Annotated in this window: 24 protein-coding genes; 11 read left to right on the forward strand and 13 right to left on the reverse strand. The window is 64.3% G+C overall.

What is annotated here, in order from left to right; translation table 11 throughout:
• Positions 1–232: 232 nt before the first annotated feature.
• Positions 233–2398, reverse strand: a complete 2166-nt coding sequence (locus tag U5768_RS04210) for a beta-glucosidase family protein (RefSeq protein WP_322029570.1) — start codon at positions 2396–2398, stop codon at positions 233–235.
• 557 nt (positions 2399–2955) lie between these two features.
• On the opposite strand from U5768_RS04210, the gene U5768_RS04215 reads away from it, so the two are divergent.
• The 6 genes from U5768_RS04215 (at position 2956) to U5768_RS04240 (ending at position 7461) form a co-directional block, all read left to right on the forward strand.
• Entirely contained in the window at positions 2956–3987 is a 1032-nt protein-coding gene (locus U5768_RS04215; RefSeq protein WP_322029128.1) for an AraC family transcriptional regulator, read from the forward strand.
• A gap of 104 nt (positions 3988–4091) precedes the next feature.
• Positions 4092–4364, forward strand: a complete 273-nt coding sequence (gene frmR / locus U5768_RS04220) for a formaldehyde-responsive transcriptional repressor FrmR (RefSeq protein ID WP_322029129.1) — start codon at positions 4092–4094, stop codon at positions 4362–4364.
• Positions 4365–4420: 56 nt separating this feature from the next.
• Positions 4421–5530: an S-(hydroxymethyl)glutathione dehydrogenase/class III alcohol dehydrogenase gene (locus U5768_RS04225; RefSeq protein WP_322029130.1), complete on the forward strand. Its 1110-nt coding sequence runs from the start codon at positions 4421–4423 to the stop codon at positions 5528–5530.
• A gap of 22 nt (positions 5531–5552) precedes the next feature.
• Positions 5553–6128 (forward strand): S-(hydroxymethyl)glutathione synthase, encoded by a 576-nt coding sequence (gene gfa, locus U5768_RS04230; protein ID WP_322029131.1) that lies wholly within the window; start codon positions 5553–5555, stop codon positions 6126–6128.
• Between the two features lie 6 nt (positions 6129–6134).
• A complete protein-coding gene (fghA, locus tag U5768_RS04235; RefSeq protein ID WP_322029132.1) occupies positions 6135–6965 on the forward strand; it encodes an S-formylglutathione hydrolase in 831 nt (276 codons plus the stop codon).
• 28 nt (positions 6966–6993) lie between these two features.
• A complete protein-coding gene (locus tag U5768_RS04240) occupies positions 6994–7461 on the forward strand; it encodes a YaiI/YqxD family protein (RefSeq protein WP_322029133.1) in 468 nt (155 codons plus the stop codon).
• An 82-nt stretch (positions 7462–7543) separates the two neighbouring features.
• Here U5768_RS04240 and U5768_RS04245 read toward each other — a convergent pair whose 3' ends face one another.
• From U5768_RS04245 to U5768_RS04260, 4 genes are all read right to left on the reverse strand, one after another.
• Positions 7544–8857 carry a DUF3443 family protein gene (locus U5768_RS04245; protein ID WP_322029134.1) on the reverse strand — a complete coding sequence of 438 codons (1314 nt, stop codon included), beginning with the start codon at positions 8855–8857 and terminating at the stop codon, positions 7544–7546.
• Positions 8854–9348 carry a DUF2844 domain-containing protein gene (locus U5768_RS04250; protein WP_322029135.1) on the reverse strand — a complete coding sequence of 165 codons (495 nt, stop codon included), beginning with the start codon at positions 9346–9348 and terminating at the stop codon, positions 8854–8856. Before U5768_RS04250 ends, U5768_RS04245 begins: the two co-directional genes overlap by 4 nt.
• Positions 9349–9457: 109 nt before the next feature.
• Positions 9458–9814: a hypothetical protein gene (locus U5768_RS04255; protein WP_322029136.1), complete on the reverse strand. Its 357-nt coding sequence runs from the start codon at positions 9812–9814 to the stop codon at positions 9458–9460.
• Positions 9815–10019: 205 nt separating this feature from the next.
• Complete coding sequence (locus U5768_RS04260) at positions 10020–10919, reverse strand: DMT family transporter (protein WP_322029137.1); 900 nt, start codon at positions 10917–10919, stop codon at positions 10020–10022.
• Between the two features lie 192 nt (positions 10920–11111).
• Between U5768_RS04260 and U5768_RS04265 the strand changes: the two genes are divergently transcribed.
• From U5768_RS04265 to U5768_RS04280, 4 genes are all read left to right on the forward strand, one after another.
• Positions 11112–12035, forward strand: coding sequence for an AraC family transcriptional regulator (locus U5768_RS04265; protein WP_322029138.1), 924 nt, complete (start codon positions 11112–11114; stop codon positions 12033–12035).
• 261 nt (positions 12036–12296) lie between these two features.
• Positions 12297–12773 carry a VOC family protein gene (locus tag U5768_RS04270; protein WP_322029139.1) on the forward strand — a complete coding sequence of 159 codons (477 nt, stop codon included), beginning with the start codon at positions 12297–12299 and terminating at the stop codon, positions 12771–12773.
• A gap of 152 nt (positions 12774–12925) precedes the next feature.
• Positions 12926–14035, forward strand: a complete 1110-nt coding sequence (opgC, locus tag U5768_RS04275; RefSeq protein ID WP_322029140.1) for an OpgC domain-containing protein — start codon at positions 12926–12928, stop codon at positions 14033–14035.
• Positions 14032–15705, forward strand: a complete 1674-nt coding sequence (locus U5768_RS04280; RefSeq protein ID WP_322029141.1) for a tannase/feruloyl esterase family alpha/beta hydrolase — start codon at positions 14032–14034, stop codon at positions 15703–15705. Before opgC ends, U5768_RS04280 begins: the two co-directional genes overlap by 4 nt.
• Positions 15706–15720: 15 nt before the next feature.
• Here U5768_RS04280 and U5768_RS04285 read toward each other — a convergent pair whose 3' ends face one another.
• From U5768_RS04285 to U5768_RS04295, 3 genes are all read right to left on the reverse strand, one after another.
• Entirely contained in the window at positions 15721–16509 is a 789-nt protein-coding gene (locus tag U5768_RS04285; protein ID WP_322029142.1) for a hypothetical protein, read from the reverse strand.
• 286 nt (positions 16510–16795) lie between these two features.
• Entirely contained in the window at positions 16796–17062 is a 267-nt protein-coding gene (locus U5768_RS04290; RefSeq protein WP_415913846.1) for a DUF2934 domain-containing protein, read from the reverse strand.
• A 100-nt stretch (positions 17063–17162) separates the two neighbouring features.
• Positions 17163–18419 (reverse strand): phospholipase A, encoded by a 1257-nt coding sequence (locus tag U5768_RS04295; RefSeq protein WP_322029143.1) that lies wholly within the window; start codon positions 18417–18419, stop codon positions 17163–17165.
• 191 nt (positions 18420–18610) lie between these two features.
• Here U5768_RS04295 and U5768_RS04300 point away from each other — a divergent pair, with 191 nt between their 5' ends.
• Positions 18611–18823 carry a hypothetical protein gene (locus U5768_RS04300; protein ID WP_322029144.1) on the forward strand — a complete coding sequence of 71 codons (213 nt, stop codon included), beginning with the start codon at positions 18611–18613 and terminating at the stop codon, positions 18821–18823.
• 88 nt (positions 18824–18911) lie between these two features.
• Here the strand turns inward: U5768_RS04300 and U5768_RS04305 are convergent, their stop codons facing one another.
• The 5 genes from U5768_RS04305 to U5768_RS04325 all read right to left on the reverse strand — a co-directional run bounded on the left by U5768_RS04305 (position 18912) and on the right by U5768_RS04325 (position 24239).
• On the reverse strand, positions 18912–21026 hold the full coding sequence (locus U5768_RS04305; protein WP_322029145.1) for a phosphocholine-specific phospholipase C: 2115 nt from the start codon (positions 21024–21026) through the stop codon (positions 18912–18914).
• Positions 21027–21116: 90 nt separating this feature from the next.
• Positions 21117–21542, reverse strand: a complete 426-nt coding sequence (locus U5768_RS04310; RefSeq protein WP_322029146.1) for a hypothetical protein — start codon at positions 21540–21542, stop codon at positions 21117–21119.
• 187 nt (positions 21543–21729) lie between these two features.
• The gene (locus tag U5768_RS04315) at positions 21730–22131 is read right to left on the reverse strand and encodes a PPC domain-containing DNA-binding protein (protein WP_322029147.1); all 402 of its coding nucleotides are present in this window, start codon (positions 22129–22131) and stop codon (positions 21730–21732) included.
• 80 nt (positions 22132–22211) lie between these two features.
• Complete coding sequence (locus U5768_RS04320; protein ID WP_322029148.1) at positions 22212–22526, reverse strand: DUF4148 domain-containing protein; 315 nt, start codon at positions 22524–22526, stop codon at positions 22212–22214.
• 210 nt (positions 22527–22736) lie between these two features.
• Positions 22737–24239: a M81 family metallopeptidase gene (locus tag U5768_RS04325; protein ID WP_322029149.1), complete on the reverse strand. Its 1503-nt coding sequence runs from the start codon at positions 24237–24239 to the stop codon at positions 22737–22739.
• Positions 24240–24241 lie beyond the last annotated feature (2 nt).

A 24241-nucleotide genomic window follows, 5' to 3' on the forward strand; every position in this document is an offset into this window, starting at 1 on the left:
CCTCCTCTGCCAGATAATCTGCACGAGCAAGATTAACTGGTTCCGGATAATCGTGTCGATTGGAGGAAAATGCCCGGGCCGAAACAGCCTCGTCGGGCAACGCGCCGCGCTACATGGTTTGCAAACAAGAGGCGTTAGACGAGAATCTTTAGGGCAGGCGAAAATGCCGCCCCACGGACCGACCGCCCTTTCGAAGAGGCCTGGGCACTTGCTGCGCCCAGGCCTTCTGCACTTAGTGCATCTCCACAACGCTCACGCGTTCGGACAACGCATTCGTGTCGCGCGAGGACGACGCGGCCCGGATCCCGTAGCTTCCGCCATGCACCTGCCACGAGTGCGTCGTGACATTCCACGTCGCGAGGCGCCGCGCGGGAATGACCACATTCACCTGTTGCGATTGACCCGGCCGCAAAGCGACCTTCGTCCAGCCCACCAGGCGCTGCGGCGGCTCGCCCAACCCCGGCGGCAGCGTCGCGTACACCTGGGCCACTTCGGCGCCGGCGCGCGAGCCCGTGTTCGCGACAGTGAACGAAGCGATCACGTTGCCGCCGCGATCCACGTGCGTCCTGAGCCCCGAGTAGGAGAACGTCGTATAGGAAAGCCCGTAGCCGAAGGGGAACAAGGGGTCGATGTTTTTCGCGTCGAACCAGCGATATCCCATCAGGAGTCCTTCGCTATAGACGACATTGAGATTGTTGGGATCGATCGTCGGCTGCGGCAGATCGGCTTCCTGGCGCGGGAATGTGATCGGCAGCTTTGCGGACGGGTTCACGTCGCCGAACAGTATGTCCGCAATCGCCTGCCCGCCTTGCACACCCGGATACCACGCTTCCACTACGCCGTGAACGCTGGCGAGCCACGGCATCGTGACGGGACTCCCGTTCTCCAGCACGACGATGACCCGCTTTGCCTTCGCGGCGACGGCATTGATCAGCGCGTTCTGGTCGTAAAGCTGATTGCTCGGGTCCACCTTGTTGTCCGGCAAGGACAAGCTCGCGAGGTCCGTTCCTTCGCTCTCCCACTGAGTGGCGAACACGATCGCCACGTCGGCACCAGCGGCTGCGCTGGCCGCGGCAGTGGCGTTCGTGCCGTCCAGGTATGTCACCGTCGCCTGAGGCGCCTTGGCCTTGATCGCATTGTATGGCGACGATTTGTACCAGGTCGCGCAACTCGAAAACAGCGGATTGCCCGACTGGCATCCCGATACCGCATTGCCGTCCGCCGCGGGCACCCCTCCCGATCCGCCGCCCGACATCACGCCGACATCGGCATGCCCTCCAATCACCACAATGGAGTGCAGGCTACCCGCGGCGAGCGGAAGGACCGGCTGATTGCTGCCGGCCGCCGCGCTGTTCTTCAGCAATACTATCGATTCGTGCGCCACGGCCAGGGCGTCGCGATTGCCTGCCGCCTGATCGACCGAGCCGCCCGGCGTGGGTGGATGATCCATGATGCCAAGGGCGATCATGGTGCGAAGCTTGCGAAAGACCATGTCATTCAGGCGTGAAACCGGAACGCTGCCGGCCTGGACCGCCGCCTTGAGCGCGCTGCTGAAATAAGACTGAATGCCAAAGCCCGCTCCCGCCGCGCCGAGATCGCCTGGCTGCTCTTCGTCGAGACCCGCTATCGCGGAGGCGACGGTGCTATGGTTGGCCGTCCAGTCCGACTGAACTTTGCCCTTGAAACCCCACTCGTTCTTCAGGATGGTCGTGAGAAGTAGCGGGTTCTGGCAGGCGTAGACGCCGTTGACGAGGTTGTACGAGCACATCACGTTGCCAGGATGCCCCTCGCGCACGGCGATTTCGAATGCGAGCAACTCCGTTTCCCGCATCGTCCGCTCGTCGACCACGGAATTGCTCGTCATGCGGTTCGTTTCCTGGTCGTTCATCGCATAGTGCTTCACCGTGGCGATCACGTTTTGCGACTGCGTTCCCATGGTGCGCGCGGCGCTCATCGTGCCGGTCAGGACGGGATCTTCGCCCATGTACTCGAACGTGCGGCCATCGCGCGGCTCACGCGCGAGATTGACGCCGCCGCCCAGCCCTTCCGCATAGCCGAGCACGCGAAGCTCGCGTGCGATACGCGCGCCGTAGGCTCCCGCGAGCGCCGCGTCCCAGCTCGACGCAAGCCCGATCGGCGCGGGCAATGCCGTGGCGTGGGCGTTCTGGACATTCACGCCGCCAGCCGAATCCGCCGTGGCCAGCGGGGGAATGCCCAAACGACTAATGCCAGGGATATAACCGGCGCCTTGCACCCACGAGGGAAAGGGGCCGCCCAAACCAATGGTCGGCATGCCCGTTCCGTGAACCAGTTGAATTTTTTCGTCGAGCGTCAGTTGGGATACCAGCACCGCCGCGCGCCGGTCGGCGATATCGCCGTTCCCTTTCCAGTCGGCCACCGGCTGCGCCGCGCCCGAAGTATGGGCAAAGAACTGCGACACAATCGAAAATGGGCTGGCGCCCCATGTGTTGCTGGCGGCGGTTTGATCCGCGTACGCCACCGAGCCCGCGCACAATGCGCCCGCGACCGCGACGGCTATTTGTTTCGCATTCCTCACAGTGTCTCTCCTGTCTTTCCGATTGCATGAGCGATAACCCGCATCGTTGCGGGACCGTAATCGGACTACATTTTTCTTCTTCTTTTATGTTGAATTGCCCTACGTAGCGAGATGACGATATCACCGGGAGAAACGTTTGCGCTTATCGTGCGGTCGCGGAACTTAACGTTATGTCGCGACATCAGGGTTTGCCTTAATCCTGCGTTCCCTGCCATTCCGCCGTTACCTTGCGGGCAGATTACGATTTCGTCGTGGGCGCTCGCCGCACAGGCGCATCGAATAGCGGTTAGTGAAATCCAGACGTATCGGGCCATTTGAGGTTTGAAGCAAGGATGCTAAAGTCACCCGCTACAAGCGGTTAGCCGAGGCGACGTTTCCCCGTTCCATGGTGTCTCCCCATGACAACCGATCAAAAGACCGTTTCAAACGTCCTTGCCCAACTCTCGCTCAAGTCCGCCGTCGAGCACGGCATGTCGCCGCACGATTTCACGCGTCTCACCGGCATAACGGAGGCCGAACTCGCCCATCCGTACGGGCGCATCCCCGCTCACAAGCACATTGCGATGCTCAATCTGCTGGAGCCTGGCTACCAGGCTTCGGAGCGGCTCGAAATTTTTTCCAGTTATTCGTTTCGCGCGCCTATTAGCACGTTATTGGCCATCGTCACGAATAGCCCGACGCTCACGAAGGCCTTTGACCAGTTTTTGCGTTATCGCGTCCTCATCGGGAATGTCGATACCGTGAAGGTCAGGCGCGCAGGCCAGACATTCGAATTCGAATACGTTCTGGACGGCGCGCGCAAAAGTTCATCGAGCGCTTTCTATAATTTTCTGCTGCTGATCCGGCTGGCCGAACAGTACAACGACGACGAGCCGTATCCCACCCAGATCGAGTTGACTGGAGAGGCGTTTGCGCCCGTCTCACAGCTATCGCATCTGTGCGGCGCGACAGTGAAATTCAGGCAAGGTCGTAACCGCATGCTGATAAAAACCGGCTCGGCAGACGTGCCGTATGGCAAGTACAACGAGATCACGGAAAACATTCTCTGCGGCCAGGCCGATGCCGATATCAGGCGCTTTCTTCTGGGCCATTCCTTTTCTTCGAGAATCGAAGAATTCGTGACGAAGATGATTCGTGAAGCGCATGCGGGCCTGCCATTTTCGAACCCGATGGAGGAAGTCTGCGGGCGCCTCGGCATTTCGCGCTCGACGCTGCATCGGCGCCTGCAGGGCGAAGGGACGAACTTTCAATCGATCCTGTCCCACGCGCGGCTCGAAGAAGCGAGGCGGTTGCTGCCGCTCGCGGATTACTCGGTTGCGGCTGTCGGCGATCTTCTCGGCTTTTCCTCTCCTTCCGCGTTCTCGCGTTTCTTTCTCGAAAACAGCGGCAAATCCCCTTCGCGCTACAAGATTGAAAACTGCCGGTTTTAGGGAGCGGTCCGGGCACACTGAGCATCGGTTAAATCGATGCAAACCTATACTCCCCGGCAGTATTCGCCTATACTGCCCAGCAGTATCCCAATCCTGAAGCTGTCATGCCTCATTCTCCCGAAGAAAAGAAGCGCGTGCTGACACGCGTGCGCAGGGTTCGCGGCCAGCTCGACGCGCTCGAACGCGCGCTGGAGGAAGGCGCGGATTGCGCGCCGGTGCTCCAGCAACTGGCGGCCATTCGCGGCGCGATCAACGGCGTGATGGCCGGTGTGCTCGAAAGCCATTTGCGCGAAGAGTTCACCCACCTTGCAGGATCAGCACAATCCCCGGGATCGATCGACGACGTCGTGACCCTCGTTCGAACCTATTTGCGCTAGCCCGCTGCGGGACGTCCCGCCCTGGTTGGCCGAACCCTTTCTTTTACAGGACTACTATGAAATCGCGTGCTGCAGTTGCATTTGCGCCGGGCAAACCCCTCGAAATCGTGGAGATCGACGTCGAACCGCCGCGCAAAGGCGAGGTGCTCGTGAAGATCACGCATACGGGCGTTTGCCATACCGACGCCTTCACGCTTTCGGGCGACGACCCCGAAGGCCTCTTCCCCGTCGTGCTTGGTCATGAGGGCGCGGGAGTCGTCGTGGAAGTAGGCGAAGGCGTGACCAGCGTGAAGCCGGGCGATCACGTGATTCCGCTCTACACCGCCGAATGCGGCGAGTGCCTGTTCTGCAAGAGCGGCAAGACCAATCTGTGCGTGTCCGTGCGCGCCACCCAGGGCAAGGGCGTGATGCCGGACGGCACGTCGCGCTTCAGCTACAACGGCCAGCCGCTCTATCACTACATGGGCTGCTCGACGTTCAGCGAATACACCGTGGTGGCCGAGGTGTCGCTCGCGAAGATCAACCCGCAAGCCAACCCCGAGCAGGTGTGCCTGCTGGGTTGCGGCGTGACCACGGGTCTGGGTGCGGTGAAAAATACCGCCAAGGTGCAGGAAGGCGATAGCGTCGCCGTATTTGGCCTGGGCGGCATCGGGCTTGCCGTGATTCAGGGCGCGAAGCTCGCCAAAGCGGGCCGCATCATCGCCATCGACACCAATTCGGGCAAGTTCGATCTGGCGCGCGCCTTTGGCGCCACCGACTGCGTGAACCCCGGCGATCACGAAAAGCCCATTCAGCAGGTGATCGTGGACATGACTGGCTGGGGCGTGGACCACAGCTTCGAATGTATCGGCAACGTCAACGTCATGCGTGCGGCGCTCGAATGCGCGCATCGCGGCTGGGGCCAGTCGGTCGTGATCGGCGTGGCCGGCGCGGGTCAGGAGATCTCCACGCGCCCGTTCCAGCTCGTGACCGGCCGCCGCTGGCTGGGCACGGCCTTCGGCGGCGTGAAAGGCCGCTCGCAGTTGCCGGGCATGGTCGAAGACGCCATGGCGGGCAAGATCCAGCTCGCGCCGTTCGTCACGCACACCAAGCCGCTTTCGGACATCAACGAAGCATTCGACCTGATGCACGAGGGCAAATCGATCCGGACCGTCGTTCATTACTGACACGCAACGAAGGAGAGAAGCCATGACCTCAGCCATTCACCCCACAGTTGATCGCGGCATCCAGAAAGGCGCCGAAAACTTCGCGGGCGGCACGCTGCGCTGCCGGTGCGCGCAGGACCCGGTCGAAGTGCGCATCGACTCGCAGGTCCTGTTCAACCACGCCTGCGGATGCACGAAATGCTGGAAACCCGCGGGCGCGCTGTTTTCCGTCGTGGGCGTCGTGCCGCGCGAGAAGCTGACGGTGACGGCGCACGGTGAAAAGCTGAAGGTCGTGGACGACAAGGCCGCGATCCAGCGCCACGCGTGCACCGCTTGCGGCACGCATCTGTATGGCCGCATCGAGGACAAGAACCACGCATTTCATGGCCTCGATTTCATACACACGGAGCTATCGACCGATGCGGGTTGGGACGGCCCCGGCTTCGCGGCGTTCGTTTCCTCGATCATCGAGAGCGGCACGCCGCCCTCGGCCATGGCCGACGTGCGCCAAACGCTGCGCGACAAGGGCCTGGAGCCGTACGACTGCCTGAGCCCCGCGCTCATGGATATTCTTGCCACCCAGGCCGCCAAGGCCAAAGGCACTTACCGCGAGGCCTGAGCGCTTATGGAACGCATTGAACGACACGTCAGCGACGGCGGAAGCCAGGAAGTCTGGAAGCACGCTTCTTCCGCCGTTGGCGGCGAAATGAAGTTTGGCGTCTATCTGCCCGAAGCCGCGTTGCGCGGACAAAAATGTCCCGTGCTGTACTGGCTTTCGGGCCTGACCTGCACGGAGCAGAATTTCATCACGAAGGCAGGCGTGCAACGTTACGCGGCTCAGCACGGGATCATCGTCGTCGCGCCGGACACCAGTCCGCGAGGCAGCGAGGTGCCCGATTCGCCCGACTACGATCTCGGCCAGGGCGCGGGCTTCTACCTGAACGCCACGCAGGAACCGTGGGCGAAGCATTTCCGCATGTACGACTACGTGGTTTCCGAATTGCCGGCCGTGATCGAAGCCGGTTTCGCCGCGAGCGACGTACGCGCGATCAGCGGACACTCGATGGGCGGCCACGGCGCGCTCGTCATTGCGCTGCGCAATCCGGGGCGTTATCGCAGCGTATCGGCGTTCTCGCCGATCGTCGCGCCGAGCCAGGTGCCCTGGGGAGAAAAGGCGTTCGCCGCTTACCTTGGCGACGACCGCGAAGCGTGGAAGCAGTATGACGCCGTGGAACTGGTCAGCCATGCTAAAGAAAAGCTGCCGCTGCTCGTCGAGCAAGGCGGCGGCGACGAATTCCTGAACACGCAGCTACGTCCGCCACTGCTGCAGGCCGCCTGCGAAAAGGCAGGACACCCGCTGCAACTCAACATGCGCGAAGGCTACGACCACAGTTATTACTTCATCGCCAGCTTTATCGGCGAACATATGGCATTTCACGCGAAAGCGCTGGCCTGAAGATCACCATCACGAGGCAACCATCTCCATGCAAGTGCTGGTCGACGCCGACGCCTGCCCCGCCGTCATCAAGGACATGCTGTTTCGTGCCGCCCGGCGCGCCGAAGTCCCGGTGACGCTGGTGGCAAACCAATACCTTCGCACGCCGCCGTCGCCCTTCATCAAGTCGATCCAGGTGCCGGCGGGATTCGACGCCGCCGACGCCCGCATTGTCGAGCTGGCCGAACCGGGCGACCTGGTGATTACCGCCGACATACCGCTTGCCGCCGCCGTGCTCGACAAACGCGCGCAAGCGCTCGACCCGCGCGGCAACTGGTTCACGCGGGAAAACATTCAGGAACGGCTGACGATGCGCGACGTGATGGATCAACTGCGCAACGCGGGCATCGATACGGGCGGTCCGGCGCCCTTCAGCGCGCGTGACAGTAAGGCGTTCGCCGGTCAGCTCGATCGATTCCTCGCGCGACACAGCCCGCCGCCGCGCAAACCCGGGTAACGAAAAAAACAAGGGCGATCACGCACGTGCAGCGTGATCGCCCTTTTTTGCCGCGCCGGAACTGCACGCGGTCAATCAGCCATCAGAACGCGACGTAAGGCGCGGCTCCGCCAGGCGCCGTCCGGTTCGCAATCGCGAAGTAGACGTGGCGCCCGAAGAAGAACGGCAAGCCCCAGTCGAACGTGGCGCGCGCGCCGCTTCCCGCGAGATTGCTGAAAGCCGATGCGTGCGTACTCGCAAGCGCATTTTCGTTAGCGACCGTGAACGACAGGTTCACCGGCGTCGTGGCGCCCGCGTTGCCGAAGGCTGTCGCCGTCAGTGCCTGAGTGGCCGCCGGGCAGTACCAGCCGGTGCCCCCCGCGCACTGGGTCAGTGTGCTGTCGGGGAAGTACAGGCCGTTAGACCCGCTATCGATGTACGACTCGGGCAGCACCTGCCCGTTGTAACGGGTCGAAATGAACTGATTCGCGTCATACCCCAGCACCGACGTCGCGTTGAACGTATTGTTCGTTTGCGTTCCTATGCCGAAGACGAGCGAACCGTCCACGGACGCCTGCCCCGCAGCGGAAATGGAAGGCAGCTCCACGATGACGCCGTTGTTGTCCTGCGGGAAAAGTGCCACCGGATTCTGGATCTGCGCCGTGGCGGTCACCGCCGTCGACGCGCAGGTGCCCGTCGCCATATTGCACGAATAGTAAATGCCGTTCGACGCATTGCTCGTGCAGCTCGGGCAATCCTGCACGAGATTCGCAACGCCCAGAATGCCGTTGGCGCCGATGACCGAAGGCGTGTCCGCGAGCGTGATGCCGCAGGCGCCCGGCGCAGCGGGGAATCCGCCCGGCGTGCCGTCGATCATCATCGGCACGTTGGTCGCGGTCTCGCCGGCCAGCTTGATATCGGCGGAAGCCACGGGTCCCCAGAAGTAGCGTCCGTCCGCGAACGGATAGCACTCGCCGAGAACGTTGCCGCTGGCGTCCGTTTGCGTGGGCAGCACGTTCGCGAGGGCGCCGAGCGCCGAGGCCGTGAGGCGCAGCCCGACCGAGCCGGTGTCCACCAGAACGTCGCTCACGGTCGTACATTGCGTGGTGCCGTGAACGCACACCGTCACCGTGGCCACCGGGAGATTGGGGGCGTAGCCGCCGCCGGCGGGCGCTAATGCAGTGTCCACCCGAATCGGCAAAACGTTATTGACGGTAGTGGCGCCCGCCGGCGGGTTGTCCTGGTTTCCGTTGTTGCTCGTGCCCTGCGAACCCGGCGCGCTCGATTGCGCCGTCTGGCCACCGCTGCCGCTGCTGGTGCTCGTGCTGCCGCCACCGTTGCCACCGCCACCGCCGCCGCACGCGGCCAGCGCGAGACAGGCGCCCACTGCCAGAAATGCGTTGCGAATCGCGCTCATTGCAGGTCCTCCGGCGTGACGCCCGTCGGAACCGCGGCCGGCAGCCAGGCCGTGCCTCGCATGCTGTTCATGCGTCCGCCTCCCACATATTTCATTTGCGCCGATTCGACATCCACGTGTCGATGCAGGTCGCTGTGAGCCGGTGTCTGAAGCGAAGCCTTGTATTCGGAAAAGTAAGTTCCGAACAATTGCGAAAGGTCCGGCGGCCGCGGCCCGCTCCAGGTCACGGCGAAAACCTGCCCGGCGGCATTCGCGTATTCGCGCACCGTCGTGCCCGTGGGCAACGTAATGACCTGGGTCGTGTAGGTCGAGGTCGCTTGAGTCGAGGTCAATTGACCTTTGAGCACGGAGGCTTCGATCTGGCCCGAGTCGAGCCTCCCGCCCAAGGCGGCCTGCGCAGAGGACTCGCAAATTGCAAATGAAGCAACGCCTGCCATGGCTGCGATCAGCAAGGCGCATTTTCCCCGGAATTGATAAGGACGTACTCTCATGTTTTTCTCGTCTTTACTCTCTTTTTAATCGAGGCCGCCCGCGCAGGAGCTGAAACGGCCTCATGCTGGCACTACGTTTATTTTCTCAGTCACCCTCGCTTAAATTCAGTCATTGCGCTTTTGTTTGACTGTTATCTTCGATCTGATACACGCGCGTACGCAGCGCGGGAAGTTCGGGGGGCTGCCGGGCGATTCCCCATGCGTTCAACAAGCCGTCAAACGACGCGCCGGCCGACGCGGTCCGCGGCTCCGGCAAAGGCACGCCGGTCGAGCGGTAGCGCGCGGAACCCCGCGCGCTCGCGCCCGTATTGACACGCTCGGCGGCGCCGTTGCGCATGGCGTAGCGCACGACGTCGGAGGCTTCGCGCGAACTCATCAAGCCCGACGCGGTCATTTCGCTGACCGACGCGCTTTCACGCTGCGCCAGCCAGCGCAGCAGGGTAAGCGCACTTGCGTGAACCTTCATTACCGGCCTCTCCCGTCGTTGTGCTGGGAGCGCGCTCGCGAGGAAAATGAACAGCGCGCGCAGGCGCGGACGTAGGCAGTCACCCCGGAGCGGCTCGCACGCCGCGTGTTTGCATTCATATTAATCTGCTCATCCGAGGGTATCGGCAACCTTCAGACGAATCTTTAGTGCAAACGATGAATTTATTCCGGGCGCTTCTTTTTGCTCACGCAGCCCGCGTGCGCCGCGCGAACAGACGCCGCGTCAGGTCGAACGCCACGAGGTTGCCCGCAACGACCAGCAGAAGGCCGGCAACGGCAAGTAAGGACCAGCGATAACCCTCGTAGACCGTCGAAACGGCCAGCGCCACGATGGGAAACAGGACCGTGCAATACGCCGCGCGCTCGGGCCCGATGCGGCCAACCAGCGTCAGGTAGGCCGTGAATCCGATCACCGACCCCGCCACGACGAGCCACGCCAGCGCGCCGAGGTAGCGCGCATCCGTTTCCAGGCGAAACGGCAATCCGGCCACGGCGCTGCCCGCCACGAGCACCACGGTGCCGATCAGCATGGCCCAGCCATTCGTGACGAGTGGATGGAGGCCCATCGACTGCATGCGGCTCGACAGCAGGTTGCCCGTGGAAAAACAGAGCGTGCCGAGAAACGCCACCGCGAGGCCGAGCCATGCGGTCTGATCGCCGATATGGCCGGCCATCTGCTGCACGAAGAGGCACACGATGCCGATCAGGCCGAGCACCGCGCCGCCCACGGCGGCCGGTTGCAGCGGCCGGCCCATGAAAAGGCGCCCGTTGATCGAATTCAGGAGCGGCGCGGTCGAGAACACCACGGCGACGAGCCCGCTGGGCACGATGCTCTCGGCGTAGTAAAAGCACAGGAAATTGAGGCAGAAAAGCGCAAGCCCCTGCGCGACGAGATAGCGCCATGCCGCGCGCGGCGGCCATACGGGTCGGCGCATCGCGGCCAGTAGCGCGAATACGAGGAGCGCCGCGAGGCCGAAGCGCCAGGCGATAGAAACGGGCGCGGGTACCACGCCGAGCTGCCACTTGATAGCGATCCAGGTGGTGCCCCAGATCAGCACGGTGAGCACGTAGAGCAAGAGATTCATTGCGGGAAGGGACCTCGATTCGATGCTCCAACTATGGCGCACACGCGCGTCGCGGACTTGTCCAGGATTGCGCATTTCTTGCCAGCGCCCGGGCGCGGCGGGCAACGGCGAGAGCGCGAGCGTATACTCGGAATCCGCATTGATAACGCTCTTGACGCCTCTATCACCGCCTTGCAGCCCGCCGCCCCGAACATGAACGCGCAGGTGTCGCCTCCCGCGCCCGCCCCCGCCTCCGCCGACACGCCCTTCGGTTTGCACTCGGTATGCCAAACGCTGAGCGCGGCGAACGCGACGCTGGAGCGCTTTGCGTGGCTCGGCGATCAACTTGCGGCCGCCGTGTGGACACGCGAGACGCGCGAGGCCGAAACCGTCTACGATCGGCCGGGCCATCACACGCTGTCGTGCTATCTCGACGGCGGCTATCGCACGGAGCGGCAGAAACTGCCCGGCGTGTACGGTGCGCCAAGCCGCCTGTGCGCATTGCCCGGCGATCATGAATCGCGCTGGTGGGTGCGCGGCCACATGCATTTCATGCATCTGTATTTCCTGCCCGAGCATTTCACGCAGCGCGCGGTGCGCGAACTCGACCGCGAACCGCGCGAACTCACGCTGGCCGATCGCACCTATTTCGAAGACGCCCGGATCGCCGTGCTCTGCCAGACACTGGCCAACGAGGACTGGGACGATCCGGAGGGGCTTCTGCGCAGCAACGAAACGGCGCACGAGGTGTTGAGCCTGCTGCTGCGCAGCCAGGGCGTGCGGCGGCCGGGCGCGGTCCTCAAGGGCGGGCTTGCGGTGTCGGCGCGGCGGCGCCTGCGCGACTATATCGACGCCCATCTGGGCGAAACGCTGACGCTCGGCGCACTGGCCGACGTCGCGTGCCTTTCCGAATACCATCTCGCGCGCATGTTCCGCGCCTCATTCGGGCAGCCGCCGCACGCGTGGATCGCGGCGCAGCGACTCGAACGCGCCCGCCTTCTCGTGCGCACCACGGCCCGGCCGCTCGCACAGATTGCGGCAGAGTGCGGATACGCGAACGCGAGCCACTTCAGCCATCGTTTCCGCGACGCGTTCGGCGCTGCGCCAAATGTCTATCGTCAAGCATTCCTGAAGTAATCCCCTGCTCTTCGATTCGTTGGGCACGGCTCGTCATGCCTGCACGCGCGCGAATCTCGCGTTTTGCATTGCATCGCAGTCCGAATCACATCGGGGAAGCGGCAAGCTGGCTATCCTTAGATCCCCGTAAACGCTCGCAATCGAACATTGCCTCAACCAGCCGCCGCGTTCAGCGAGCAAAAATCCCACGCACCGCCAAGGCTTTGTCACAATGAGCGGTGCGCGCCGGCAATGAGGCGTGCTTCTCAAAAGGAGGTCGTGATGACGGAGCTTGTGACTTGCCTGTGGTTCGACGAAGGGAAAGCGCGCGAAGCGGCCGAGTTCTACGCCGCGACGTTTCCGGACAGCCATGTCGCGACGGCTCATGTTTCCCCTATACCGGGCATCGGCGCGGGTGCGGAACTGCTGGTCGAATTCACCGTGCTCGGCCGGCGCTTCGCGGGCCTGAACGGCGGCCCCGAGTTCCACGCGAACCAGGCGGTGAGCTTCATGGTCGAGACCCACAGCCAGGAAGAAACCGACCGCTACTGGAACGCCATCGTCGGCAATGGCGGCGAGGAGTCGGACTGCGGCTGGTGCAAGGACCGCTGGGGCTTTTCGTGGCAGATCACGCCGAAACGGCTGCTCGAATGCGTATTCGGCGCCGATCGCGAGGCTGGCAAGCGCGCAATGGAGGCGATGATGCAAATGCGCAAGATCGACATCGCGGCGATCGAGCGCGCCGCCGCCGGCGCATGAAATCCTGATGCCGCCGCGAGCAGGGAACAATACCTGCGGGATGCTCTCGTACGCAATTGGGCGGCGCTACAGATCGTAATCCGCCGCCCTGCCATTCATCGCGCGGCGGCCGCCGGTTTGAGCCGCGCCTGCGCGATGCCTGCGAGGGCACCATGGAGTCTGGCCAGGAACGATCGATCGAAGTCGATTTTTTTCGCGGCGTCGTGCTGATCGTGATCGTGCTCGATCACATTCCGGGCAGCGCGCTGTCGCATGTGATGTTGCACGCCTATGCGTTGTGCGACTCCGCGGAAGTATTCGTGTTTCTCGGCGGCTACGCGTCCGCCGCGGCGTATATGGCCGTGCGCGCGCACCGTGGCCTGCGCGCGGCGCAAGGGCGCTTCCTGCGGCGCAGTTGGGAAATCTACCGCGCCTATCTGCTGACCGCCCTGCTCACGCTGGTCTCCGGCGCGATACTCGCGCTCCTGCACCTGAACCCCGCCGCCGCCGACTTGAGCGGCTGGGCGTCGTTCGCCACGCATCCCGTGCACGAGACATTGCACGTCGTGTTGCTCGCGCGCCAGCCGTATCTGTCGAGCGTGCTGCCGATGTATGTCATATTTGCGTTGTGTGTGCCCGCCGCCGTGCCGTTCGGCTGCCGCGCGCCGCTGTCCACGCTGGTCTGCAGTTTGCTGCTATGGGCCTTCGCGCCGCTGCTCGCCGCGCTCATCGGCGCGAGCACATTTGCGAACTGGCAGTTCAACCCGTTCGCGTGGCAGTTGATGTTCGTATTCGGCATGCTCTGCCGCTTGCATCCGGTTCCGCCCGGTTTCGAGACCTCGGAAACCGCGCGCTGGCTGGTGCGATTCGCGTTCGCCGCCGTGGCGCTGTTCGCGGCGGTTAAATGGTTCGTCCTGACTCAACCCCTGCCCGGAGCCATGAAACAGCATCTCGCCTTCGCGCGCGTCGTCAATTTCATCGGCATTGCGATGGTGGCGGCGTATTTCGTCCACCGCGGCACGATCGCGCGGATCGCCGCGCGCCTGCCTGCCGTTGTGACCGTGGGCCGTACGGGGCTCGTGTGCTTCGTCGGCGGCACGATGATCTCGGTGATCGTCGACACCGGCACGCCGCATGCGCTGCACGGCGCGGCGGCATTGGGCGCGGCGCTGGCCGGCGACATCGTCGCGATCGGCGCGACGCTCCTGCTCGCCCGAGTGTGGCAAGGGAAGCTCGGGCGCCCGAAAGCCCGCGCAAGCGTCAACGGAGCGGGCTGCGGATGATACGACGGGGCAAGCGCGCGCTCGAATCCCTCAGGGCGACCGCCATCGCCGCGCTCACGCTCACCGCCAGCGGCCACGTTTTCGCGCAGCATAAGCCCACGACGCCGCTGCACTGCGCCGACCTTGCCGGCGCACTGCTGCCGCCCGCGAGCATCGGCATGCCCACCAACGGGGCGCTCGTGCAGAGCGCCGCGATGATCCCCGCGACCGCCACCGGCAATCTCAACGGCGACTTCTGCCGTCTGACTGGCGTGATACGCGCCCAGAGCGCGGGCACGCCGGACATCCGCTTCGAGGTCAACCTGCCGAGCCGCTGGAACGGCCGCGCGCTGCAATTCGGCGGCGGCGGCTACAACGGCGTGGTGGTGACGGGCACCGGCCCGATGCCCTTCTCGCCCGAGCGCGCGCCGCTCGCGCGCGGCTATGCGACCTTCGGCGACGACTCCGGCCACAACGGCACGTCGTCTGAGGCAAACTTCGGACTGCTTGAAGAAGCCGTGACCAACTTTGGCTATGCGCATTTGAAGAAAGCGCATGACGTTGCGCTCGCATTGATCACGCTCGGCTACGGGCGCGCTCCGGAGCACGTGTATTTCGCGGGCGGCTCGACGGGCGGCCGCGAAGGCTACACCGTGATCCAGCGCTATCCCGACGACTACGACGGCGTGATCGCGAACTCGCCCGCGCTGAACTTCTCGGGCGTGCGCCTGACCGGCGTCGTGGTGGGCCAGCACGAATATCGCACGCCGGGCGGTTACGTTTCGCCGCCGTTGCTGGAGCATGTATACGCGCGCGTGATGCAGGTGTGCGACGCCCTCGACGGCGCCGCGGACGGCCTCATCAGCGACGTGGAAGGCTGCCGCGCGAAAGAGCCGGAGATCGTCGATTCGCTGCGTTGCCCCTCGCAGGATCAGCCGGATCGCCAGCACGCCGCCGCCGACGACTGTCTCACGCCGCCGCAGATCGCAACGCTGGAGAGCCTGCGCGACGGGCTGCGCCTGCCCTATGCGCTCGCATGGAACGCGGACAGCTATCGCGGCTACAACGTCTTCCAGGGCACGCGCTTCACGAGCATGCTGGGTCTTGCGCATTCGCCGCAGCGGCAAACGCCACTGGGGTTCGTGACCAACGGCTACCTGTATGCCCAGGGCGATGCTTACCTTAAGTATTTCGTCACGCACGACCCGACTTTCGATTCGACCACCTTCGACGTGATGCATCCCGGCCGCTACCGCGAGCGGCTTTTCACGCTGTCGAGCACGATCGGCGCGATGAATCCCGACGTCTCGCACTACATCGCGCGGGGCGGCAAGCTCATTACCCTGCAAGGGCTCGCCGATGAAGTCATCAGCCCGAACCAGACCATCGCGTATTACCAGGGGCTGATCGGGCGTTACGGCGAAGAGCGCGTGGACAGTTTCATGCGCCTTTACATGGTGCCGGGCTTCCAGCACGGCAATGGCGTGTTCATTCCTTCCGTGGATCTGCTCGGCGCGCTCGACGACTGGGTCACGCACGGCAGCGCGCCGGAAACGCTGTTCGCGACCGACATTGCGCAGGCCACGAACGGCCGCACGCGGCCGCTATGCCGATACCCCGCGTTTGCGCGCTATTTAGGCAAAGGCAGTCTGAATCTCGCGGCTAATTTCACTTGCGTGATGCCACAGTGAACCATGCACGGCGCGCTACGCGCGATGCGCCCGGCGCGCGGCCCGCTGCGGCAGCACGACGATGCAGCCGACGATAAAGATCGCCAGCAGCGCCGAGGCGTAAAAACGGCTGACGTGCAGACCGCCATCGGCGACCGGTTTGTCGAGGAAGTCACCCAGCGTCGCGCCGAGCGGCCGCGTCAGCACGAACGCGGACCAGAAAAGCGCCGTGCGCGAAACGCGCGGCCACAACCCCAGCAGGGCCACGATAACGAGGCTCGCACCAAAGATCGCGGCGCCGTATTCGTAGCCCAATCCAAGGCCGCCGCGGTCTTCGCCCGCCACCCAGTCGCCCAGCGCCGTGCCGAGCGTCTGTGAAAAGAGGATCGTGGTCCAGTAAAACCATTCGACGCGTGGCGTCGTCACGCTTTCGATCGAAACCGTGCCCTCCACGCGGTACCAGATCGCGAGGCTGGCCACGAGCAGCAGCAGAATGATCGACACGCCGCCGGGATAGCCCACGCCGAGCGAGCGGTCGCAAAAGTCGGCCAGCGTCGTGCCGAGCGTGGTCGTTGCGACGATGGTCGCCCAGTAAAGCCACGGGTAGAAGCGCTGCGCGCGGATCTGCGCCGCCACGAGCACGACGAAGCACGCAAGGAAAATGAGCGTGCCGACCAGATAGCCCAGATTCAATGACATCGTCACCCAGTCGCCGCCGGTTTCGCCGAACGTGGTGCAGGCAATCTTGATGATCCAGAAGCCGAACGTCACGGCGGGGACCTTGCTGACCACGTCGTCGATAACGCTTCGCGTGGTGATGGACATGAGTACTCCTTGCGCCGCATGGTGGGCAAAACGATATAGCCTGGGACTATATGCTGCCGTTGCTTAACCAAACCTTAACTGCGCGCCAATATGCGTGAGGCGCGCATCGTGGCTCGCACAGGAGTCGACAAGGAGTGTGGTGGCGAAAGCGGATGTTCAGTTATATTTTTAGTAATCCGAATTGATTGCGGTAGACAAAACGCCCGCGGCAACGATCTGTTCGCACCTCATTGAGGTGTGAACAGATCGTCACGGCGGCCTGGTGCGCGGCGCGTTTGCGGTAGTGTTACGCGCCGTCCCGCCGCTTGTCGCGAGCCAGTTCGCTGGGCGGCATGGAATCGCTTTCCTGCAAGGGGTCACCGGCAAGCCGGCGCTTGCTGGCCTGATCGCTCGCGTTATTCGGCGTATCTCCTTCTACGTCGTATTCCGCGTCAATCTGCTTTTCGGCGCGGCCCCAGTATTCGTCCGCCCGGCCTTCGGGTGCGCCGTCGTCTTCCCAAAGCCGATAGGCGCGTTGCCGGATACGCTCTTCCCGTTCGTCATTCATGGTCATTCCTCCGATGTGCGCGTGCAAGCGTGCAGCGAGCAAGCACGGTGCCCGAGGTCTATCCCGCCATACGATCACGAACGTTTCATAACATTAGCATACCGAATCAACGCGAGACGCTGAAACCAATGCGCGCCGCCCAGCGGTGCTGGTTGTAATCGAGTAGATCCTCGCCGTAGCCGTTGAAATAGCCGACCCACAGGTACCCGCCCCACGCGTTGCCAAACAGCTTCGCAAGGGGGTATGTGAGTTGCGCATCCACGCTGCCGTACCACGACTTCGTGCCTTTTCTCAGCGTCGTCGCGAGTTGCCAGCCATCCGGGCTGCCATATTTGACCAGCAGGTCCACATAGCCGCGATAGTCGGCAATGTTCGAATTCTCCCCGGCAATGTGCGTGTACCCGTAAATCTTCGGGGCAATCGTCAGGTGGTTCGCGTTGATGTCCCCGAAATCCCAGATCGGCTTCACGTAGAAATAGTCCAGACCGCGCGATTCCGGTCCGTCTTCCCCGTTCGAGTCATGCTCGTAGCCCGCCTCGATACCCATGCGGGTAAACCACTTCGAGCGCCAGCCCGTGTCTTCGAGGTAATAGAACAGCGCCGGCATGTAGCTCGTATCGCGGAACGGCGCGGAATACTTGTTGATGTCCCACAGCGACGTTTGCGTATAGGCGAAGTAGAAGTTGTCGACGAAACTGCGCGAGCGCGGATCGTCGGGCAACACGAAACGGAACTTGAAGCTGACCTGGAATTTCGCCAGATCCGAGTCGTTCGACGCAAAGCCGTCCGCGAAATAAGTGGGCTGGTAGAACGAAAGACGGCCCGCCAGGAAAGTGGTCAGGTTGGGCACGATCGAATTCGAAGGCGTCACGGTCGAGGGCGGCATTTGCGCCGCAAGCGACTCGTTGCCCGCCATCGGCCCTTCGGCCTGCCCGATGGCAAGCGGCGTGGATGCAGGCGCAACCGCTGCCGCCGCTGGCGCGGAGGCCGGTGTGGCCGCGTTCGCCACGGCCTCGCGCGGCTTGCGCGTGAGCAGGACGACCGAAGGCGAAACGTCCACGCCCGGCACATCCACTCTCACAGCGCCGCGCGCCCATTCGGGCCACGGCGCGCTGTAACTCACCGCCTTCATATCACCGGCTGCGAGCCGCACGTGCTCGGGCGCGCCGGGTTGACGCGTGAGCAGCACGGCCCTCGGCAACTGTTCGCCATTGGTGAGCGTGATGCTCAGGGTGCGGGGCACGTCGACGGAGGTGCCGGAAGGCGCGTCGCCGGTGTAGACGATCGTGACGACGAGCGGCTCGTCGGACCTCGCTTCGCGCGGCGGCCGCATGATGGAAACGGCGGCGTGACTCGCCGGCACATAGCCTGCTAATGTAGCCGCGGCCAGCGCCAGGCAAGCCAGCCTTCCCCACGGCGGCCTCCGTGCGCCCGCTTCGGAACGGGAAACGGATTCCCAGCAAGATGCAATTCGAATCGCCACGTTGCCTCCTTGTATCGCCAGAATGATTCGCCGCGCCGCGAATCCAGCCGATGCTCTTCTACGAGTGAAGCGTGGTGCTTTCGGGAATCGTGCCCTATTCCCTGTTACAGACAGGCCGCCAAAATGGAATTGTTGCTTGGGCTGCCATGGTCAACCGCGTGAAAGAATTGCACGCCGCACTGAAGATTACTCCCGCCAAAGAAGACAAGTGCGCGAAAGTGGCAAACATCGTGCGCAATGACACGCCCGCGACGGAGAATCGGCGAGACAACTCCGTGTACTGAAGTTTGCATTCATTTTTATTGACTTTCGCGGCAGGCAAAAAAGCCACGGCTCGCGAAAGCCGTGGCTCACCTTGCCTGCTGGAGCGCATCAGGCGCCGAGCGCGGGATCGCTATAGCTCGGGCGGCCCGTTTCGACGTGACCCGCAAGGCGGCGCACGAAGGTCGAATCGCTGTCGACTGTGATCGTCAGGTCGTACCAGCCATACGCGTTGCGCAGGTCGAGATAGAGCGGCTCGGTGTCGCCGCCGCGCACGGTGCGCTGGATCTTCGTCGCCGGATCGTAGGCGTTCACGATCGTGAACTGGCAACGCGCGTTGCCTGTGTTCGCGAGGCGCAATTGCAGGTTGCCGTTCGCCACGTCGTAGCCCTCGGCGACCTCGGCCCGCGCCGTTTCATCGCCGCCGAACCACCCCGGCCTCACCTGCTTGCCCGCAAAGCGACGCAGAAAACCGTTGGGTCCGTGCACGCTGAAGTCATACGCGCCCGTGGCGGCGAGCGCGAACTTGTCCTGCAAATGCTTGCCCGCTTCGACCGTATAGGTGCGCGGCGCCTCCGCGCTGCCCGCCGTGTAGACGAGAAACACCGCGCCCGCGCGGCCCGAATTGACGAAGCGCGCCGCGACGTCGCCTGAACCGGCATTGGCATCGAAGCGCACGAACAGCTCGTACGGCAGTGCGCGCGCATTGCGCACGCCCGCCTCCTGCTTCGGCACGCTGCCCACGGCGGGCGGTACCGGCACGTAGTCGGGGTGACGCAGCTTGTCGGGCGGCGCGTAGCCCGTCGTGGAAGGCAGCGCGGGAATCGCTGCGTTCGGCGTGGCGAAGTTGAATGCCGAAGTGAGATCGCCGCACACGGCGCGGCGCCACGGCGTGATATTCGGCTCGCGCAGGTCGTGATGCAGTCCGAAGCGTTTCTCGATGAAGCGGATCACGGAGGTATGGTCGAACGTTTCCGAGCACACCCAGCCGCCGCGCGACCACGGCGAGACCACGACCATCGGCACGCGCGGCCCGAGGCCGTACGGACCCGCCGCGTACGTGCTGCTGCCGGGGAAAATTTCGTTGGCGGTGTCGACGGTCGAAAGGCCGTTCGCGCTCGAAGCCGGCGGGAACGGAGGCGCCAGGTGATCGAAGAAACCGTCGTTCTCGTCGTAGTTCACGAGCAGCACGGTCTTGCTCCACAGGTCCGGGTTCGACGTGAGAATCTGCAGCACCTGGTCGACGTACCATGCGCCATAGTTGGCCGGCCAGTTCGGATGTTCCGAATACGCTTCCGGCGCAACGATCCACGAGACCTGCGGCAGCGCATTGTTCGCCACGTCCTGCTTGAGCACGTCGAAATAGCCGCCGCCCGCGAGCACGTTCGTGCCCGTGCGTGCGCGGTCGTACAGCGGGTTGCCGGGCTGTGCGTTCTGGTATTGATGGAAGTACAGCAGCGAGTTGTCGCCGTAGTTGCCGATGTACGGGTTGTCGCCCGTCCATCCCCACGCCCCTTTGGCGTCGAGGCCTTCGCCGATGTCCTGGTAGATCTTCCACGTAATGCCCGCGTTTTGCAGCACTTCAGGGTACGTGGACCAGCCGTAGCCCGCCTCCGCGTTGTCGACCACGGGGCCGCCGCCGCTGCCGTCGTTGCCCACCCAGCCCGTCCACATGTAGTAGCGGTTCGGGTCCGTCGAGGTCAGCGTCGAGCAATGATACGCGTCGCAGATCGTGAAGGCGTCGGCGAGCTGATAGTGGAACGGGATGTCGTCGCGCGTGAGGTACGCCATCGTCGTCGTGCCCTTGGCGGGCACCCACTGGTCGTAGCGGCCGCCGTTCCACGCTGCGTGCGTCGTGGGCCAGTCGTGCGGGAGGTCCTGGAGGAACTGCAGCCCGAGGTTGGCCGCCGTGGGATGGAACGGCAGCACTTCGCCCACGCCGGCTGCGAGCGGCTGGTTCCACACGGGCTTGCCGTTGGGCAGCGTGATCGTGCGCGTGTCGCCGAAGCCGCGCACGCCGCGCAGCGTGCCGAAATAATGATCGAACGACCGGTTCTCCTGCATGAGGACGACGATGTGCTCGACGTCGCGGATGCTTCCGGTGCGATTGTTCGCGGGAATCGCGAGCGCGTTGCGGATGCCCTGCGGCAGCATCGTCAGGGCGGTGGCCGAACCGGCGCTCATCGCGGCGGTGCGGAGAAAGTCACGGCGGCTTCTCGATGTCATCTTGTGGTTTCCATCTTCAGGTTGAGAAAGGCACGCGCGGCACGCCGCCTTGACGGGGCGGCAGGCGGCAAGGCCGCGCGGCCGGGCACGTCAATCGGCGATGTGGATAACGGGTGTGACGAGCGGTTCGATTTGCGCCGCTTGTGTGTCCGGCGCGCCCGCGCTGGCGGGTGGCTGCGCCGGCGAGCGGACGGCGTTCGCGGGCAATGCCGCGTCGCCGTCGGTGCGATCTGGCAGAGCCTGCGCCTCCGACGCCGGCGTGAACGCGCTGGCAAGCGGCGGGCGCTGCGGCTGGCCGCCTGGCTGCGCCTGCGCGAGCTCGCGTGCGGCGTTCGTGGTGAGCGCGGCGCGCGTGTCGCTATCGCGCGCGCTGCACGCGCCGAGCGTACAAAGCACGGCAGCGCATGCGAGCAGCGCGGCGGGCGCGCGCTTCGTCGCGAGTGCGGCGGGCGGGCTCAAACGTTTGCGCGCGGCGCCTCGCAATAGCAGGCGCGCCGGCGCGGATTCGACCGTCATCGAAGTCTCCGTCCAGATAGAGGCACAACAACGGCTCGAGGAGCGGCCCGAGCGGGGCCTCGCGCGCGATGTACGCGACGACGTACGCAACAACGCATGCAGCGGCGAGGCAACGCCGAAGCATAGCGAAGCCGCTTTTAAGTTTTGTGACGGTGCGTGATGCCGCGCGAATGGCGGCGCGGGACGATCAGCCCGGCGCGTTGCGGATTTGCAGCTCCGCGTATCCGGTGGAGGAATCGAGTTCTCGCGAGAAGCGATGGCCGGGCAGCAGCACCAGCAGCAGTTCGGCCGTGGTGCGAACCGTGCAGCCGCGCGCGACGTGGCCGCCGGACACGCGGCCTTGCGCGTCGGAGACGGACATGTGCAGATGGGCGCCATCGGGCGAAACGGAACCCGCAAGCGTGAGGATTTCGAGGTCGCCGTGCAGCGCGGTCGGCGTTTCGGCGCCCGCAAAGCGCAACTGCGCGACGCTCAGGCTGCCGATGCCCTGTATGACAAACGCCGCATGCGAAGCTTGCTGGCCCAGCAAACCTTCGACGGCGACGCGCAGATCGTCGCCGGGAGACAGCCGTACGGGATGGATTTGCATGCTGGGCTCGGGTTCGTCGCCGGGTCGTCACTGTCCGCACAGGTTAGGCCCGCACGACGAATGAGGCAAGTCGCACCCCGTCACTGATGCGCGTAGACCGACCCAAAACCGGGGATGTCGCGAGGCGCCGCAGCCGTGCCCGCTGCCGACGATCCGCTCGCCACGCCGCCGTACGCCGATGCCACCGCGCCGTTCTGCGCGCTCACCTTCGCTTCGGCGGCCTGGACATTCTGCGGATAGTCGTTGTAGTCGGCGGCCGGGTTGTAGCCGGCCTGCTCCAGTTGCACCAGCTCGGCGCGAACCTGGGCGCGCGTAAGCGGCTCGGCGGACTGCGCGAAAGAAACGACGGGAACAGCGACAACAGCGGCAACGATCAGCGATTTGACGAGTTTCATGGTATCCACCTGTAATCAATGAGTTCGATCCGGACCACGTTTGCGTGGCTCGTGCATCCAGTCCCTTCGATGTCTGAGGGCGACGTCGCTGACTGGCATGGGTGTATTTGAACTCCCGCACGTATCCCGCTTGTTTGCGCGAACCCCTCTTTTTGCAAGCCTCCTTGTCCATTGCTCTGGTGGATACATAACGATACGAAAACCCCGGCTTTACTCGCTCATCTCGCTGAGCGACACGCCGTTCGGACGCAGACGCAAGCGCGTATCGATGCGTTGCCACGGCAAATCGGCGGGGTCGGCGGCCATGGGGCCAGGCGCTTTCGCGACGAGGTGCGCGGAGGCGATAGCGTCGAAATCGGCGCGATAATGGACCGAACTCTTGTTGACCAGAATCTTCATGCGCTCCGGTTCGATGCCCGCCGCGCGATACAGATTGCGGTCGAATATCTGCATCTTCACCGAGCTGACCGCGATCCTCACGCCTTCGATGCGCAGGCACGCAACCGGCCCGATCTCCGTCCACATGCCGTTCATCATCGGGCCGTCGAAGCGCACGCGTCCATCGGCGAGATGCTCCACGACGAAACGCCCGGCGAGCGGCGCGTCGCCGGGCACGCCCGTGCCGCCCGCGAGCGCCAGCTCGATCGTCGCGCCCACGCCCGCTTCGTGCGCCTTCGCCGCCGCCTGCGGGTCCCAGATCAGGCCCACGGCCGCGTCGCGCGCGCCATGGCGCAGCAGCGCACGCACGAGGCCCATGGTGTTCGAGTCGCCGCCCACGCCCGGGTTGTCCTGCGTATCGGCGATGACTACCGGTTGCGTGGCGTGTTCCGCCAGGCGCATGGCTTCGCGCACGGCGGCGTCGGGGTCGAGAAAGCGCACTTCCCAGTCGCGCTCCTGGGCCACGATGGCCGAAGCCAGCGTGTTCACAGCCGTCACCACGGCGGCTTCGTCGAAGCCATAACCCCAGACTGCCGCGCCGCATTCGGGAAAATCGGAGGCCGGAAATCCCGGCGCGAACGAAAGCGAGACGACCGAATCGTCCTCCAGCCGCGCGAGATGCGCATAGGTGCCGCGCGCCGGTTCCGCGAGGGTGCACATGCCGTTCACCGGAATCAGGAACGGAATGCGGCGCACGTAGCGCTTGAGCCTGCGCTCGGGCTCCGCCGCGAGGCGCATGAGGATGTGCGCCGCGCGCGCGCCCGTTTCGGCCATGTCGACATGCGGATACGTGCGATACGCGACCATCGCATCGGCGTGCGTGAACATCTGTTCGGTCACGTTGGCGTGCAAATCGAGCGAGACCACCACGGGCATCTCGCGGCCCACGATGGCTCGCACGCGCGCAAGCAGCGCGCCTTCGCCGTCGTCGAGATGTTCGGTGACCATTGCGCCGTGCAGGTCGAGATAAATCGCGTCGAAGCCACCGCGCCGCACGGCATCGACGATTTCGCCGGCTATGCGTTCGAAGGCGTCTTCGGTGACGTGCGCCGAAGCGCTCGCCCCTGCCCAGATGACCGGCACGAGCGTATGCCCCGCCGTTTCCGCCGCCTGGATGAAGCCGCCGGCGGGCACGTTCACGTCGCGCAGCGTGAGCACGTCGGCGCCGCGCGTGAGCGCAGGAAAGCCCTCGCCCTGAACGAAGCTTTGATAACTGGCCTTGGTAGGCGCGAACGTGTTGGTTTCGTGCTGGAAGCCCGCGATGAGAATCTTCATTT

This window comes from Paraburkholderia sp. J76, from assembly GCF_905220295.1.
In the GTDB taxonomy this organism is placed as follows: Bacteria; Pseudomonadota; Gammaproteobacteria; order Burkholderiales; family Burkholderiaceae; genus Paraburkholderia.

Coding starts and splice junctions, on each gene's coding strand:
- U5768_RS04215 (WP_322029128.1), top strand. CDS start 2,956: ATGACAACCGATCAAAAGACCGTTTCAAACGTCCTTGCCCAACTCTCG.
- frmR (WP_322029129.1), top strand. CDS start 4,092: ATGCCTCATTCTCCCGAAGAAAAGAAGCGCGTGCTGACACGCGTGCGC.
- U5768_RS04225 (WP_322029130.1), top strand. CDS start 4,421: ATGAAATCGCGTGCTGCAGTTGCATTTGCGCCGGGCAAACCCCTCGAA.
- gfa (WP_322029131.1), top strand. CDS start 5,553: ATGACCTCAGCCATTCACCCCACAGTTGATCGCGGCATCCAGAAAGGC.
- fghA (WP_322029132.1), top strand. CDS start 6,135: ATGGAACGCATTGAACGACACGTCAGCGACGGCGGAAGCCAGGAAGTC.
- U5768_RS04240 (WP_322029133.1), top strand. CDS start 6,994: ATGCAAGTGCTGGTCGACGCCGACGCCTGCCCCGCCGTCATCAAGGAC.
- U5768_RS04245 (WP_322029134.1), bottom strand. CDS start 8,857: ATGAGCGCGATTCGCAACGCATTTCTGGCAGTGGGCGCCTGTCTCGCG.
- U5768_RS04250 (WP_322029135.1), bottom strand. CDS start 9,348: ATGAGAGTACGTCCTTATCAATTCCGGGGAAAATGCGCCTTGCTGATC.
- U5768_RS04255 (WP_322029136.1), bottom strand. CDS start 9,814: ATGAAGGTTCACGCAAGTGCGCTTACCCTGCTGCGCTGGCTGGCGCAG.
- U5768_RS04260 (WP_322029137.1), bottom strand. CDS start 10,919: ATGAATCTCTTGCTCTACGTGCTCACCGTGCTGATCTGGGGCACCACC.
- U5768_RS04265 (WP_322029138.1), top strand. CDS start 11,112: ATGAACGCGCAGGTGTCGCCTCCCGCGCCCGCCCCCGCCTCCGCCGAC.
- U5768_RS04270 (WP_322029139.1), top strand. CDS start 12,297: ATGACGGAGCTTGTGACTTGCCTGTGGTTCGACGAAGGGAAAGCGCGC.
- opgC (WP_322029140.1), top strand. CDS start 12,926: ATGGAGTCTGGCCAGGAACGATCGATCGAAGTCGATTTTTTTCGCGGC.
- U5768_RS04280 (WP_322029141.1), top strand. CDS start 14,032: ATGATACGACGGGGCAAGCGCGCGCTCGAATCCCTCAGGGCGACCGCC.
- U5768_RS04285 (WP_322029142.1), bottom strand. CDS start 16,509: ATGTCCATCACCACGCGAAGCGTTATCGACGACGTGGTCAGCAAGGTC.
- U5768_RS04290 (WP_415913846.1), bottom strand. CDS start 17,062: ATGACCATGAATGACGAACGGGAAGAGCGTATCCGGCAACGCGCCTAT.
- U5768_RS04305 (WP_322029145.1), bottom strand. CDS start 21,026: ATGACATCGAGAAGCCGCCGTGACTTTCTCCGCACCGCCGCGATGAGC.
- U5768_RS04310 (WP_322029146.1), bottom strand. CDS start 21,542: ATGACGGTCGAATCCGCGCCGGCGCGCCTGCTATTGCGAGGCGCCGCG.
- U5768_RS04315 (WP_322029147.1), bottom strand. CDS start 22,131: ATGCAAATCCATCCCGTACGGCTGTCTCCCGGCGACGATCTGCGCGTC.
- U5768_RS04320 (WP_322029148.1), bottom strand. CDS start 22,526: ATGAAACTCGTCAAATCGCTGATCGTTGCCGCTGTTGTCGCTGTTCCC.
- U5768_RS04325 (WP_322029149.1), bottom strand. CDS start 24,239: ATGAAGATTCTCATCGCGGGCTTCCAGCACGAAACCAACACGTTCGCG.